The organism is Terrabacter sp. 2RAF25, from assembly GCF_052115265.1.
Classification (GTDB): domain Bacteria; phylum Actinomycetota; class Actinomycetes; order Actinomycetales; family Dermatophilaceae; genus Terrabacter.
Genome location: NZ_JBFRGJ010000003.1, coordinates 564669 through 578633 on the forward strand (window position 1 = coordinate 564669; position 13965 = coordinate 578633).

Below are 13965 nucleotides of genomic sequence, written 5' to 3' on the forward strand. Positions count from 1 at the left end.
GGCTCGGCTCAGCCGCGCTCGACCTGGATCACGGTGAGGGAGATGCGCGACATGATCGTCATGCGCAGTGCCTCGGGCGCCTGCTCGCACTCACAGGAGCGCTTGATCAGCGACTTGAGCGTGGTGTCGAGGTCGTACTCCTTGAGGCACGGGCCGCACTCGTCGAGGTGCGCCTGGATCTTGGCGCACTCCTCGGGACCCAGCTCGCCGTCGAGGTACTCGTAGACCCGCAGCAGCGCCTCGGAGCAGTCCGTGCGCGCCTCGTTGCCGGGCGCGCTCACCGTGTGCTCGTTCATGACCGGCTTCCTTCCGTGCCGTCGCCCGGGGCACCGGCGGTGCCGGCTGCGACGAAACCGCGGTCGGCGGCATACGCCGAGAGGAGCTCGCGCAACTGGCGCCTCCCCCGGTGCAGCCGGCTCATCACGGTGCCGATGGGCGTGTCCATGATCTCGGCGATCTCCTTGTAGGAGTACCCCTCGACGTCGGCGAAGTAGACCGCGAGGCGGAACTCCTCCGGGATCGACTGGAGGGCGCGCTTGACGTCGCTGTCGGGCAGGTGGTCGAGCGCCTCCGCCTCTGCCGAGCGCAGTCCGGAGGACGTGTGCGACTCGGCGCGCGCGAGCTGGTAGTCCTCGATCTGGGCCGAGTCGGACTCGAGGGGCTGGCGCTGCTTCTTGCGGTAGCTGTTGATGTAGGTGTTGGTGAGGATGCGGTACATCCACGCCTTGAGGTTGGTGCCCGGCTTGTACTGGTGGAACGCGGCGTACGCCTTCGCAAACGTCTCCTGGACGAGGTCCTCGGCGTCGCTGGGGTTGCGTGTCGTGCGCAGCGCGGCACTGTAGAGCTGGTCGAGCAGGGGCATCGCCTCGCGCTCGAAGCGCGCGCGGCGGTCGGGCTCGTTCTCGGCCGCGACGTCGACGCTCGCATCGGCCGCCTGCTGGGCAGCCGCCTCGTCGACGGGCGCGCCTGCGGCAGCCACGCCCGGGTCGGCCAGCCGCAGGGCGGCGCTGGGGTCGGTGTTCTTGTCCTTTGCCATCGCGGTCCAGCCTAGACCGGCGGGCTGGGCGTTCCGGCCGTGCTCCACGGGCCGGCTGTGCCAGGGCAGCACGGGGGCGTCCTCGGGTGCGCGGGTGCGGCTCGTGACCATGCCTCCTGCAACGACACCTAGCCGGGCAGCATTCCCGCGATCGCGGTGAGGGCCTGGGTGAGGGCGCTGCGTGAGCCCTTCGGGTAGCTGTGGGCGCCCGGGACCTCGACCAGTCTCGTGCCGACGGGCAGGTGGGGGCGCAGCTCGTCGGGGGTGCCGAAGGTGTCGTTGGTGCCCTGCACGACCCAGGACGGGTCAGGCGCGAGGGCGAGCTCGTGGGCCCGCAGCTTGGCAGGCTGCCCGGGCAGGTGCAGGGGGAAGCTCAGCAGCAGCCCGGCGTCGGCCTCGAGCGGGCCGGCGGTGCGACACGCGACGCGGGCCCCGGCACTGCGGCCACCGACGACGAGGGGTCGCGGCAGCCTGCCGCGACCGGTGAGGAGCGCCTCCACGATCGGCACCCAGGCGATGTCGAGCGTGGGCGGCCGTCCCGCGACCTTTCGGCCTGCGACGAGCCAGGGCTGCTCCACCAGCACGACGGCCCAGCCGGCGCCGAGCAGCACCTCGCGGGCGATGGCGAGGTCGATCGCGCCCAGCCCGCCGCCGGCGCCGTGGCCGAGAACCACGGTTCCGCGCGGGTTCACGGGACGCTGGACGTGTGCGCGGCCGGGGCCCCCCGGGGTCTCGATCTCGCGCACCGTGGCCCTCGTCGGACCGCTCACGCTCCGATCACCTCGCCGGTCATGGGGTCGACGACGCCCTCGGGCTCGGATGCCGCCACCGGCTCGACGAGGGTGGGGCCGTTGTTGCCGGTTGCCCCCACGGCCCGGCTCACGGGGTGGGCCTCGAAGCGGCCGGGGTCGGCGAACTCGAGGACCCCCTGGACGTAGCCGGGGTCCTTCTCATCGGGGTCGAGCCACTGCTCCCACTGCCCCGGCTCGAGGACGAGGGGCTGCCGGTCGTGGATGCGGTCCATGCCCGGGTCGGCAGCCGTCGTGATGATCGTGAACGTCGTGAGCCACGCGCCGGGGTCGCCGTCGGGCAGCTCCTTGTCGCGCCAGAACTCGTAGAGGCCGGCGAAGGCGACGGGTGCCCCGTCGGCGCGGTGGATGAAGAACGGCTGCTTGCGCGGCTTGCCCTTCGCGTCGACGGCCGTCGGCGAGACCTGCCACTCGTACCAGCCCTCGGCCGGGACGATGCAGCGACGCGAGAGCGCGGCCTTGGCGAAGGCACCCTTGCCGAGCACCGACTCGGCCCGCGCGTTGGTCATGCGCAGCCCCATCTTCACGTCCTTGGACCAGGCCGGCACGAGGCCCCACGTGAGGAGGCGGAGCTGTCGGGTCGGCTCCGGGTCGTCGTCGGGGCCGTCGCTGCTGCGGGGTCGGCGGGTCAGCACGACGGGCGCCTGCTTCGACGGGGCCATGTTCCAGTCGGGCTCGCCTGCCGGCGGGCTCTGGGGGTTCTTGAGCACGCTGCGCGCGGGCTCGGCCGTGTGGTCCTCGTCGACGTCGAAGGCCTCGATGAGCTCGTCGGGCCGCGCGCTCGCGGCATACCTCCCGCACATGCGGCACAGCGTATGCCGCGTGACCGACGCCCACGGGTGGGCGCGGCCTCCGGGGCCGTGGGTATGTCGATACCGTAGGTGTCCACAGGTCCACCATGGTCACGGCGCGGGCTCGCGCCGTCGGCCGGAGGAGGAGTTCCGCATGATCGTCCGTCGTCTCGCCCGTCCCCTGCTCGCATCCGTGTTCATCGCCGCCGGCGTCGAGGCACTGCGCCACCCGGCCGCACGCACCGACCAGGCGGCCCACCTGCTGCAGAAGGTGCCCGGACAGGTGCCGGGGGCAGAGGTCGCGGCGAAGGACCCCGACCTGTTCGTGCGGGTCAACGGCGCGGCCCTGCTCGGCGGCGGGATGCTCCTCGCGACCGGCCGCCTGCCCCGTCTCGCCTCCACCGTGCTCGCGGCCTCCGTCGTGCCGACGACGGCCATCGAGCACGCGTTCTGGGAGGAGACCGACCCGACGCTCAAGGCCCAGAGCCGCAGCCTCTTCCTCAAGAACGTCGGCCTGCTCGGCGGCCTGCTCCTCGCCGCCGTCGACACCGAGGGCAAGCCGGGCCTCGCCTGGCGCGCCCAGCACGCCACGAAGACCACGCGCCGCGAGGCGCGGCACGCCAAGCAGACCGCCAAGCGCGAGGCCCGCCTCCTCGCCCATCGAGCACAGGACGTCGTGAGCTGAGTTGAGTCCCGCTGATCCATCGCCCCAGTTCCCCTCCCCGACCGGTGCCGCGTCCGGCGACACCCTGACGGCCGAGCCGGACTGGGCGGCCCCGCTCGCGCCAGGCCCCCTCAACGCGACGGTGGTGCTGCCGGGCAGCAAGTCCCTGACGAACCGCTACCTCGTGCTGGCCGCGCTGGCCAGCGACCGCTCACGGCTCAGGGCACCCCTGCGCTCGCGCGACACGCTCCTGATGGCGGACGCGTTGCGCTCACTGGGAGTCCGCATCGACGACGTGGCGCCCGAGGGCGAGGCACCGGCAGGCACGCCCGCCACCGTGCCCGACTGGCTGGTGACGCCACCCGAGACGCTGACCGGCGGCGTCACCGTCGACTGCGGGCTCGCCGGGACCGTCATGCGCTTCCTGCCCGCGGTCGCGGCCCTCGCCGACGGCCCGGTGCGCCTCGACGGCGACCCGCAGGCCCGGGTGCGGCCGATGGGTCCGGTCATCGACGCCCTGCGCGCCCTCGGTGCCGACGTCGACGACGACGGCGGCTGCCTCCCGCTCACCGTCCACGGACGCGGGAGCCTTCCCGGTGGCTCCGTCACCATGGATGCGTCGGCGTCCTCGCAGTTCATCTCCGCCCTGCTGCTGGCCGGCGCCCGCTACGACGAGGGCGTCACCGTGCACCACGACGGCAAGCCGGTGCCGAGCGAGCCGCACATCCTGATGACCGTCGAGACGCTTCGCGACGCCGGCGCCGTCGTCGACGACAGCGAGCCCGACACGTGGCGGGTGGAGCCCTCCGAGATCAACGCGCTCGACGTGTCGGTCGAGCCCGACCTCTCCAACGCCGGCCCGTTCGTCGCCGCCGCCCTCGTCGCGGGTGGCATGGTGCGGGTGCCCGGTTGGCCGCAGCACACCACCCAGGCTGGCGACCTGCTCCGCGAGATCCTCGACACGATGGGGGCCGACGTCCGGCTCGACCGGGCGGGACTCACCGTGGAGGGCACGGGCGAGCTGGTCGGCATCGACATCGACCTGCACGACGCCGCCGAGCTCACGCCCACCGTGGCAGCCCTGGCTGCCCTGGCCTCGACCCCGACCTGGATCCGCGGTGTCGCCCACATCCGCGGCCACGAGACCGACCGGCTCGCGGCACTCACCGCCGAGCTCGGTGCCCTCGGCTCGCGGGTGACCGAGACCGAGGACGGCCTGCGCATCGCGCCGTCGACCCTGCGCGGCGGGCGCTTCCGCAGCTACCACGACCACCGCATGGCCACGGCCGGCGCCATCCTCGGGCTGCGCGTCCCGGGCGTCCAGGTCGAGCACATCGGCACCACTCGCAAGACGCTGCCCGACTTCGTGGGCCTGTGGCGCGGCATGCTCGACGGCTCGGCGTCCGTGGTGCTTCCTCGATGAGCTGGCGGGACCTCGACGAGGGCGACGTCCGGGTCCGCCCCAGCCGCAAGGGATCGAGGCCCCGCACCAAGGAGCGTCCCGCCCACGCCGACGCGGTCGTCGCGATGGTCATCGGGGTCGACCGTGGCCGCTACACCTGCCTCGTGCCGAAGGGCGCCCTCGGCAAGAAGGAGCCCGAGCGGGTCGTCACCGCGATGAAGGCCCGAGACATCGGGCGCACCCGCGTCGTCGTCGGTGACGACGTCGCCCTGGTGGGCGACCTCGCCGGCGGCCCGGACGCCCTCGCACGCATCGTCCGCATCGAGGAGCGCCGCTCGGTGCTGCGTCGCACGGCTGACGACACCGACCCCTACGAGCGCATCATCGTCGCCAACGCCGACCAGCTCGTCATCGTCACCGCGCTCGCCGACCCCGAGCCGCGTCCTCGCATGGTCGACCGGTGCCTCGTCGCCGCCTACGACGCCGACCTCGAGCCCTTGCTCGCCCTGACCAAGGCCGACCTCGTCGACCCGGCCCCGTTCCTCGCCAGCTACACACCGCTGGAGGTCGAGCACGTCGTCACGTCGCGGACCGCCGACGACTTCACCGGGCTCGATGACCTGCGGGCGCGCTTGTCGGGCAAGGTCTCCGTGCTCGTCGGGCACTCCGGCGTCGGCAAGAGCACACTCGTCAACGGTCTGGTGCCGGGGGCCCTGCGGGCGACCGGCGTCGTCAACGACACCACGGGGCGTGGCCGGCACACCTCGACCAACGCGGTCGCGCTGCGCCTGCGCGGCGCCGACGGGGCCGACGACGGCTGGGTGATCGACACCCCTGGAATCCGGTCCTTCGGTCTGGCCCACATCGACGTCGACCGCATCATCGACCACTTCCCCGACCTCGCCGCCGGCACCGACGAGTGCCCACGCGGCTGCACCCACGACGAGGAGGAGTGCGCCCTCGACGCGTGGGTGGCCGACGGCCACGCCGGCGCGGCGGGACCCTCGCGCCTGGCGTCACTGCGGCGGCTGCTCTCGAGTCGGTCGGGCGAGGAGCACTGAGCCGCAGCGGCATACGGCCTCGGGCGTGTCTGCGCCGACGAGACACCGTGCGGGACGCCCGCCTTCCGGGTGCTCCCCGCCCGCGTGCCGGGCGTTGCCGCTAGGTTGACCCGGTGACCTCCTACGACGACGACCTCCGTCTGGCCCACGTCCTGGCGGATGCCGTCGAGCGGGTGACCATCGCCCGCTTCCGAGCCGCAGACCTCGTCGTCGAGGAGAAGCCCGACCTGACGCCGGTGACCGACGCCGACCGGGCCGCCGAGGAGCTCGTGCGCTCCCAGCTCAAGCGCACCCGGCCGCGCGACGCCGTCGAGGGCGAGGAGTTCGAGACCACGGGGCACGGCCCGCGCCGCTGGATCATCGACCCCATCGACGGCACGAAGAACTTCGTGCGAGGCGTGCCCGTCTGGGCCACGCTCATCGGCCTCGTCGTCGACAACACGCCGGTGCTCGGGCTCGTGGCCGCGCCTGCTCTCCAGAGGCGCTGGTGGGCGGCCACTGGGTCCGGCGCCTGGACCGGTCGCTCGCTCTCGTCCGCCCGGCGGATCTCGGTCTCGAAGGTCGGCCGACTCGGTGACGCGTCGCTGTCCTACTCCTCGCTCGCTGGGTGGCGGGTGCGCGGTCGACGCGACGACTTCCTCGACCTCATGGACGACTGCTGGCGCACGCGCGCCTACGGCGACTTCTGGTCCTACATGCTCGTCGCCGAGGGCGCGGCCGACATCGCGGCCGAGCCCGAGCTCGCCGTGCACGACATGGCGGCACTCGTGGCCATCGTCGAGGAGGCCGGCGGGCGGTTCACCGGCCTCGACGGCCGTGACGGTTGCTGGAGCGGCAACGCGCTGGCGACGAACGGCCTGCTGCACGACGAGGTGCTGAGCCGCATCGGGATGGCGTCCGAGTGAGCAGCCTGGCGACGGATCGGTCACTGCGACAGGTGTTTTCGGCGTGAGCGTCACACCCGACCCGAGCGCCGCGGCGTCGGTGCGACCGGCCTGCGCGGAGGACGTGCCGGCGCTCACCGCGGTGGCGGCTGCCACGTTCGTGCTGGCCTGCCCTCCCTCGATGTCACCCGAGCGCGTGCAGGCCTTCGTCTCGGAGGTGCTCTCGGCCGAGCGCTTCACGGCGTACCTCGCCGATCCCGCCCGGCACGTGCTGCTCGCCGAACGCTCGGGCACCGCCCTCGGCTATGCCATGCTCGTGAGCGGCGAGCCGGGCGACGACGACGTCCGTGGGGCGATCCGCCACCGGCCCACGGTCGAGCTGTCGAAGATCTACGTCCTGCCCGAGGCGCACGGCTCGGGTGCCGCGGCCCTGCTCATGAGCCGGTGCCTCGACTGGGCCCGGAGTGCCGGAGCGGCCGGCGTCTGGCTCGGCGTCAACCAGCAGAACGAGCGGGCCCAGCGCTTCTACGCCAAGAACGGGTTCGTGCGGGTCGGCACGAAACGGTTCCTCGTCGGCGGCGTCCACGAGGACGACTACGTGATGGAACGCCCCCTCACCCCCCTCCCCTGACCGAACGCCGCGTTCGGTCTCGAACGCAGTGTTCTAACAGCGCTTTCGGCACCGAACGCGGCGTTCGGTCAGGGCTGTGGTGGTGGGTCAGGGGTCCTGGACCACGGTGACGTCGCCGAGGCCCAGCGCCTTGAGTGCCTCGAGGTGCTCCGACGCGTCGCCGACCATGACGATCGTCCAGCCCGTGCCGGGCGCCCCGTCGCCGATCCCGGCCGCCGCAGCGAACCGGGCGTATGCCTGGTCGACGCGCACGCGGTCGACGGTGGCGAGGTCGCGCAGGTTCGCCGTGGTGAACTCGGTGGTGCGCCCGTCGAGCGCCATGCCGACGGCCTCGTCGGCGATCGTGTCGGCAGTCGCGTAGCGACCGGGCGCCGTCTTCGCGATGAAGTCGACGCCGGAACGGACCTCCTTGTCGCTGAAGCCTTTTCGACCGCTCTCGAGGATGTCGACGAGCAGTTGGAGCGACTCTGCCGTCGAGTCCGCGCGCACCGAGCCCGAGGTGAGGAACACTCCCCCACGCCGGCGCGGGCGGAAGCTCGACCTGATGCCGTAGGTGTAGCCCTTCTCCTCGCGAAGGACGGCGTCGACCCGCGCGTTCGGGGACCCGCCGAGCACGAAGCCGAGCACCGGGTAGGGCGCCCAGCCGCCCTCGACGGACCGGTCGGGACCGGGAGCCCCGATGACGAACTCGGTCTGCACCGACCCCGGGCGCGAGACGAGCACGATGCGACCGCGGTCGTCGGCCAGTGCGGCTGCGTGGTCGAGGTGACGCGCACGGTCCGCCGGCCCCTTCTGCCAGCCCCCGAGAGCCGACTCGACGAGGGCAGGGACGTCGAGGCCGTCGAGGTCTCCGGCGACGACCGCGGTGACTCCCGCGGCGACGACGTGCTTCTGGTGGAAGGCCGCGACATCGTCGCGGGTGATCGCCCGGACGGTCTCACGCGTGCCCCCGGTGGGCCTGGACGACCGGTCGTCGGCGGCGTAGAAGGTGCGCACGAACTCGAGGCCCGCCCGGTGGGCGGCGACGGAGCGCTCCTGCTCGATCTCGGCGAGGCGCGTGCGCACCTGCCGCGCCACCTCTGCCTGCGGGAACACCGGCTCGGTGAGGATCTGCCGCAGCAGGTCGAGCGCCGGTTCCAGGTTGCCCTTGACGACGTCGAGGTCGATCGAGAGGCCGGCGTCGGCCATGCCGGCGCCGAAGCTGACACCCTTGCGCTCGAGCAGTCGCGCGAACTCCTCGGCCGTGTGGTTCGCGGTGCCCTCGTCGAGCGTGCGGGCCATGATCGAGGCCACGCCCTCACGTTCGCGGGGCTCGTCACGCAGCGACACCGGCAGGCCGAGCCGCACCGACAGGACGTACTGCCCCGGCACGTCGTAGGTGATGAGCCTCAGGCCGTTGGGCAGGTCGTGCGTGCGCCCCTCGGGGAAGTCCCAGGGCTCGGGCGGGGCCACCACGGGGCGGGCGACGGCGGTCATGCGGCCTCCTCCGAGTCCTTGGTCGAGTCCTTGGTCGAGTCCTTGTCGTCGGCCTCCTCGTCGGGAAGCCCCGGGTCGGCGAGATAGCGCACGACGGCGCGAGAGCGGGGGTCGAGCCACGCCTGTGCGGCGGCGCGGGCCTGCTCGGCCGTCACCGCCCGGATGCGCTCGACGAACGTGTTGACGTATGCCGGGTCGCCGGTCAGCAGCGCGTGGTGGCTGATGTGGTCGGCGCGCTCCTCGATGCTCGCGAGCGCGCTGAGCCACGAGCGCTCGGTGTCGGCGATGACGGACTCCAGCTCTGCGGTGTCCGGCCCGTCGGCGATGAAGCGCGAGATCTCCTCGCAGACGGCCGCTTCGACCTGCTCGACGTCGGCGCCGGAGGAGACGTCGACGGTGATGGTGCCGAGGCCGACCCCGTCGACGAGGCCCATGGTCCAGCCGCCGACGGCGACGGCGGTCTCGTCGGTGCGCACGAGGCGGCGGACGAGCCGTGAGCTGGCCAGACCGCCGATCACGTCGACGGCGACCTGGCAGGCCAGGTAGTCCGGCGTGGTGTCGACCGGCAGGCGGAAGCACACGTAGATGCGGTCGTTGGGCACGTCACCGACGCGGTCGAGGCGGACGGGCTCGGGCAGCGGCGGCAGCTGCCCGAGGCGCTCCCGCGTGTTCAGCGCGATGGCCGGGAGCGGCCCGAAGTACCTCTCGGCGGCGGCGAAGCCGTCCTCGGGCGTCACGTCGCCGACGAGCGTGAGCACGGTGTTGTTGGGCCCGTAGTGCGCCCGGTAGAACGCGTGGACGTCCTCGAGGGTGGCCGCGTCGAGGTCCTCCATCGAGCCGATCGTGGGGTGGTGGTACGGGTGGCCCTCGGGAAAGGCCGTCGCGTAGATGTCGATGAGCGCCTTGCCGTAGGGCACGTTGTCGTAGCGCTGGCGCTTCTCCTCCTTGACGACGTCGCGCTGGTTGTCCAGGTTCTCCTGGGTCACGGCGTCGAGCAGGTGGCCGTGGCGGTCGGCCTCGAGCCACAGCGCGAGCTCCATCGCGCCGGTCGGCACCGTCTCGAAGTAGTTGGTGCGGTCGAACCACGTCGTCGCGTTGAGCCGGGCGCCTTCGTCCATCAGGGCCGAGAAGTGCTCGCCCGAGGCGACGTTCCTGCTGCCTTGGAACATGAGGTGCTCGAAGAGGTGGGCGAACCCGGTGCGGCCCGGGCTCTCGTGGCGGCTGCCGACGCCGACCCAGAGGTTCACCGCGACGTTGGGCACCGTGTGGTCCTCGCTGACGATGACGCGTAGCCCGTTGGCCAGCGTCCGCTCGACGAGGGGGTAGGAGATCGCTGTCACGGGCTCGACCCTATGCGACAACTTTGCGAAGTTGTTATCGCTCCGGAGTGCGAGCAGGCACCACGCACATCGGCGACCCGGCACAATCTGCTGGCGCGACCGCACCGCGCGTCGCGGCCCGATGAGGCCATCACAGGGGTCACAACTTTCTCCACGAGGAGCGTTCCACCATGCCCGAGCAGCCCACCACCGACCCGTCGCCGACGGCCGCCGCACCGGAGCCGACGCCCGCCCCGCCGGCCACCGCCGACACGACGTCGGCAACGGCCGAGACGGCGCCGGCAGCCACCGAGACGACGCCGGCGGCCACCGAGACGACGACCGCCGCCCCTGGGTCCTCCGTGCAGCCGCCCGCGTCGCCCGAGGCCCCCGCCACCCCGGGTTCCACGTCCAAGCGCAAGAAGATCCTCTCGGCGATCGGCACCGTGGCCGTCGTGCTCCTCGCCAAGTTCGGGCTCGGCTACATGCTCTCGGACAAGCCGGCGGCCGACACCCTGTCGATCGGACAGTGCGTGCAGCGTGGCGACGACGACGCGATCACCGCGGTGGACTGCGGCGACAAGAGTGCCGACTTCAAGGTCGTCTTCATCAAGAAGGACACGCTCGAGTCGGCTGCCGACCAGACCTGCTCGCCGTACGAGGCCACGACGATGACGTTCTTCGAGTCCGAGAAGGGCGCCACGACGGGCAACACGATCTGCCTCGGCGCGGTGCGCTGAGCCCAGCCCAGCCCGGCTCCAGCCGCCGATGCCCCTGCCGCCCACCAGGGCGGCAGGGGCGTCGCCGTCCCCACGCCGTGGTGGATTAATCAACAGTTATGGTTTGGGCAGATAGCATCACTTCGCGCTATGGTTTGATCATGGCTGAACTCAGCGACCGCGACGACCTCCTCGCCACGATCCGGGCGAGCGTCATCGGCGACGACCACGTGATGTTCGGCCCCTACGGCCCGCGCCGGGTGACCTACGCCGACTACACGGCATCGGGTCGCGCCCTCGGGTTCATCGAGGACTTCATCCGCGACGAAGTGCTCCCCCGCTACGCCAACACCCACACCGAGAGCTCGGGCACCGGCCTCCAGACGACGCGACTGCGCGAGGACGCCCGGCGCACCATCCGCGACGCCGTCGGCGGTGACGACGAGACCGTCGTCGTCTTCGCAGGGTCGGGCTGCACCGGAGCGATCGACAAGCTCGTCGGCATCCTGGGACTGAGAGTGCCCTCGAACTTCGAGGACCGCTGGCACGCAAGCAGTCTCGTGCCGGCCGATGAACGACCGGTGATCTTCATCGGGCCCTACGAGCACCACTCCAACGAGGTCATGTGGCGCGAGTGCGTGGCCGACGTCGTCGTCATCCCGCAGGACCTGGACGGTCACGTCGACCTCGCCGTGCTGCGCGAGCGGTTGACGGCATACGCCCACCGCCCGCTGCTCATCGGCTCCTTCTCTGCGGCGAGCAACGTCACCGGCATCGTCACCGACACCGACGCGATCTCGACGCTGCTGCACGAGCACGGAGCTCTCGCGTTCTGGGACTACGCCGCAGCGGCACCGTACGTCGAGATCGAGATGTACGGCCGTGGCGGACGCGGGGTCGCCGACCCGTCGGCACGAAAGGACGCCGTCTTCCTCAGCCCCCACAAGTTCATCGGCGGCCCGAGCACCCCCGGCGTCCTCGTCGTGCGCCGTGAGCTCATGACCAACCGCGTGCCCGACGTGCCGGGCGGCGGAACCGTCAGCTACGTCAACCCGGCGGCCCACGACTACGTCGCCGATCCCGCGCACCGCGAGGAGGGCGGCACCCCCGCCATCATCGAGGCGATCCGGGCGGGACTCGTCTTCAAGCTCAAGCAGGCGGTCGGCGTCGAGACGATCCGTGCCCACGAGGACCGCTTCCTCCAGCGGGCCGTGCAGGCGTGGGGGGCGGAGCCGTCGATCGAGATCCTGGGCAACCTTGGGGCAGAGCGACTCTCGATCGTGTCGTTCGTGGTCCACGCCCACGGCGAGCGCTACCTTCACCACAACTTCGTCGTGGCCGTGCTCAACGACCTCTTCGGCATCCAGGCCCGTGGCGGCTGCTCGTGCGCCGGTCCCTACGGCCACTACCTGCTCGGCATCGACCTCGAGCGGTCGCACGAGTTCGAGCGCGAGATCGGGCGCGGCTGCGAGGGCATCAAGCCCGGCTGGGTGCGGGTCAACTTCAACTACTTCATCTCCGACGTCGTCGCCGACTACGTCATCGACGCGGTGCGCCTCGTCGCCCGCGACGGCTGGCGACTCCTCGGCGACTACGACTTCGAGCCCGCCACCGGTCTCTGGAGGCACCGCAACGGCTCGGTGGAGCCGCCCCTGCGCCTCGACGCGATCGGTTTCGGCGACGGACGCCTCACCTACCCCGCCCAGCCCGAGCGGGCCGGCGAGGACGCTCTCGCGGGCTATCTCGACGAGGCCCGAGCGATCCTCGGGTCGGCCGAGCCGGAGCGCTGCGACGAGGCCCACGTGAACGTCGACTTCGACCACCTGCGCTGGTTCGAGCTGCCCGTCTCCAGCCTGTCGCGCTGAGGGCGCCGGCGTCTCACCGAGGACGTATGCCGTCCGGCCCCCTGTGCGCTGCCTCCTCGCCCGCGGACGAGTCGCGTCGCAGGTCGCGCGGGAAGGCTGTGGATGACGGCAGCGTGCCCGCGCCGCCCCTGACTAGCGTGCGGAACATGGAGAGGGCACGCGCGCACGCGAGGCTGCTGAGGACTACTCGGGTGGTTGGGCGTCGCGCCGCAGCCCGGTGCCGGGGGGTCCCAGCCCCCTCACCGGCCTGGGTGCCGCGCATGGCGCGATCCAGCGCGTGGCCGGCCGCGCGGCTCGCCGCACTCGATCTCGCGTGGGGTCAGGTCTGGAAGGTCGATGTGCGCCGCCAGAGCGGACGGGTCGCGGATGGACACTCGCGCCCGGTCGAGTCGCACGACTCCCTCGCTCTCGAGGCGGCGCAGGACACGGTTGGCCGTGGGGCGCGTGACGCCCGCGAGCTCCGCGAGCACCGTCTGGTTCAGGGCGACGGTGATGGGTGGCTCCCCGGGGGCCGGCGAGCCGTAGAGGCCGCAGAGCGAGAGCAGGACCCGGACGACCCGCTGCTCGGCCGGTTCGTGGAGGGCTTGCATCAACGCGTCTGTCAGCCGCGTCACCCGCGCGGCCAGCAGGCGCAGGAGCAGGCGGTTCACCTCCGGGTGGGCCGCGCAGAGCTGCTCGAAGTCGGCGTACCGGAGGCTCAGGGTGACGGTCGGTTCGAGGGCCTCGATCGTCGCGGTGCGCCGACGCTCCTGTCGGATCATGGCGATCTCCCCGAAGGCCTGTCCCGGCCCCATCACGGCATACGCGTGGACGTCACCATCCGCGGACGCGCGGCGAGCCACGATCCGCCCTTCCACGACGAAGTGCACGGCGTCGGCAGGATCTCCTTCGGTGCACACGACGTCGCCGACGGCGTACGTGTGCCGGCTCATCCGGGCGAGCACGGCCCGGCGCTCGGCCGGGGACAGCTCTGCGAGCAGCCCGATGGGCCGGGTCATCGCCGGACCGGGGCTGCCGTGCCGACTCGCTCTTCCGCGCTGTGTCGCCGCGGGCACAGACGAGCGCGGCCTCCGGCGAGATGGTGCTGCATGAAGGCAGCACCATCTCGTTCCGGGATGGATCCTCCACCGTCGAAAGGCATTCCGATGACCACCTCAGTGACGCAGCGGAGGTCCCACGCGGACCTGGCACACCACCATCCCCGGGTTGCCCGGTCGCGGCGGGGCGGCTGGACCTGGGAGTGCAGCTGCGGCGGCGCATCGGCTCGAGCTGGCAGGGCGCGCCTCACCTGGCACCAGGCCTTCGTCG

General features: G+C 72.1%; 14 protein-coding genes. 7 read left to right on the top strand and 7 right to left on the bottom strand.

What is annotated here, in order from left to right; genetic code table 11:
- Nucleotides 1-8: 8 nt before the first annotated feature.
- The 4 genes from rsrA to AB4091_RS11590 form a co-directional block, all read right to left on the bottom strand.
- Entirely contained in the window at nucleotides 9-296 is a 288-nt protein-coding gene (rsrA, locus tag AB4091_RS11575; RefSeq protein ID WP_442291892.1) for a mycothiol system anti-sigma-R factor, read from the bottom strand.
- Nucleotides 293-1036, bottom strand: a complete 744-nt coding sequence (locus tag AB4091_RS11580) for a sigma-70 family RNA polymerase sigma factor (protein WP_442291893.1) — start codon at nucleotides 1034-1036, stop codon at nucleotides 293-295. The genes rsrA and AB4091_RS11580 overlap by 4 nt, the downstream gene beginning before the upstream one ends.
- Nucleotides 1037-1164: 128 nt before the next feature.
- The gene (locus tag AB4091_RS11585; RefSeq protein WP_442291894.1) at nucleotides 1165-1806 is read right to left on the bottom strand and encodes an alpha/beta hydrolase family protein; all 642 of its coding nucleotides are present in this window, start codon (nucleotides 1804-1806) and stop codon (nucleotides 1165-1167) included.
- Nucleotides 1803-2648 (bottom strand): SOS response-associated peptidase, encoded by an 846-nt coding sequence (locus tag AB4091_RS11590; protein WP_442291895.1) that lies wholly within the window; start codon nucleotides 2646-2648, stop codon nucleotides 1803-1805. Before AB4091_RS11590 ends, AB4091_RS11585 begins: the two co-directional genes overlap by 4 nt.
- A gap of 142 nt (nucleotides 2649-2790) precedes the next feature.
- Between AB4091_RS11590 and AB4091_RS11595 the strand changes: the two genes are divergently transcribed.
- The 5 genes from AB4091_RS11595 (at nucleotide 2791) to AB4091_RS11615 (ending at nucleotide 7278) form a co-directional block, all read left to right on the top strand.
- Nucleotides 2791-3321: a DoxX family protein gene (locus AB4091_RS11595; RefSeq protein WP_442291896.1), complete on the top strand. Its 531-nt coding sequence runs from the start codon at nucleotides 2791-2793 to the stop codon at nucleotides 3319-3321.
- Nucleotides 3322-3385: 64 nt separating this feature from the next.
- On the top strand, nucleotides 3386-4723 hold the full coding sequence (aroA, locus tag AB4091_RS11600; protein WP_442291946.1) for a 3-phosphoshikimate 1-carboxyvinyltransferase: 1338 nt from the start codon (nucleotides 3386-3388) through the stop codon (nucleotides 4721-4723).
- Nucleotides 4720-5763 (top strand): ribosome small subunit-dependent GTPase A, encoded by a 1044-nt coding sequence (rsgA, locus tag AB4091_RS11605; protein WP_442291897.1) that lies wholly within the window; start codon nucleotides 4720-4722, stop codon nucleotides 5761-5763. Before aroA ends, rsgA begins: the two co-directional genes overlap by 4 nt.
- Before the next feature lie 113 nt (nucleotides 5764-5876).
- On the top strand, nucleotides 5877-6668 hold the full coding sequence (hisN, locus tag AB4091_RS11610) for a histidinol-phosphatase (protein ID WP_442291898.1): 792 nt from the start codon (nucleotides 5877-5879) through the stop codon (nucleotides 6666-6668).
- A gap of 43 nt (nucleotides 6669-6711) precedes the next feature.
- Nucleotides 6712-7278, top strand: coding sequence for a GNAT family N-acetyltransferase (locus tag AB4091_RS11615; protein WP_442291899.1), 567 nt, complete (start codon nucleotides 6712-6714; stop codon nucleotides 7276-7278).
- An 87-nt stretch (nucleotides 7279-7365) separates the two neighbouring features.
- On the opposite strand, the gene AB4091_RS11620 is transcribed toward AB4091_RS11615, so the two are convergent.
- Both AB4091_RS11620 and AB4091_RS11625 read right to left on the bottom strand, forming a co-directional pair.
- Nucleotides 7366-8754 (bottom strand): M16 family metallopeptidase, encoded by a 1389-nt coding sequence (locus tag AB4091_RS11620; RefSeq protein ID WP_442291900.1) that lies wholly within the window; start codon nucleotides 8752-8754, stop codon nucleotides 7366-7368.
- Complete coding sequence (locus AB4091_RS11625; protein WP_442291901.1) at nucleotides 8751-10094, bottom strand: M16 family metallopeptidase; 1344 nt, start codon at nucleotides 10092-10094, stop codon at nucleotides 8751-8753. The genes AB4091_RS11620 and AB4091_RS11625 overlap by 4 nt, the downstream gene beginning before the upstream one ends.
- A gap of 170 nt (nucleotides 10095-10264) precedes the next feature.
- On the opposite strand from AB4091_RS11625, the gene AB4091_RS11630 reads away from it, so the two are divergent.
- Together AB4091_RS11630 and AB4091_RS11635 are read left to right on the top strand one after the other, a co-directional pair.
- Complete coding sequence (locus AB4091_RS11630) at nucleotides 10265-10813, top strand: LppU/SCO3897 family protein (RefSeq protein WP_442291902.1); 549 nt, start codon at nucleotides 10265-10267, stop codon at nucleotides 10811-10813.
- Between the two features lie 140 nt (nucleotides 10814-10953).
- Nucleotides 10954-12657 (top strand): aminotransferase class V-fold PLP-dependent enzyme, encoded by a 1704-nt coding sequence (locus tag AB4091_RS11635; protein WP_442291903.1) that lies wholly within the window; start codon nucleotides 10954-10956, stop codon nucleotides 12655-12657.
- Nucleotides 12658-12896: 239 nt separating this feature from the next.
- Here the strand turns inward: AB4091_RS11635 and AB4091_RS11640 are convergent, their stop codons facing one another.
- The gene (locus tag AB4091_RS11640; protein WP_442291904.1) at nucleotides 12897-13655 is read right to left on the bottom strand and encodes a Crp/Fnr family transcriptional regulator; all 759 of its coding nucleotides are present in this window, start codon (nucleotides 13653-13655) and stop codon (nucleotides 12897-12899) included.
- Nucleotides 13656-13965: the final 310 nt, after the last annotated feature.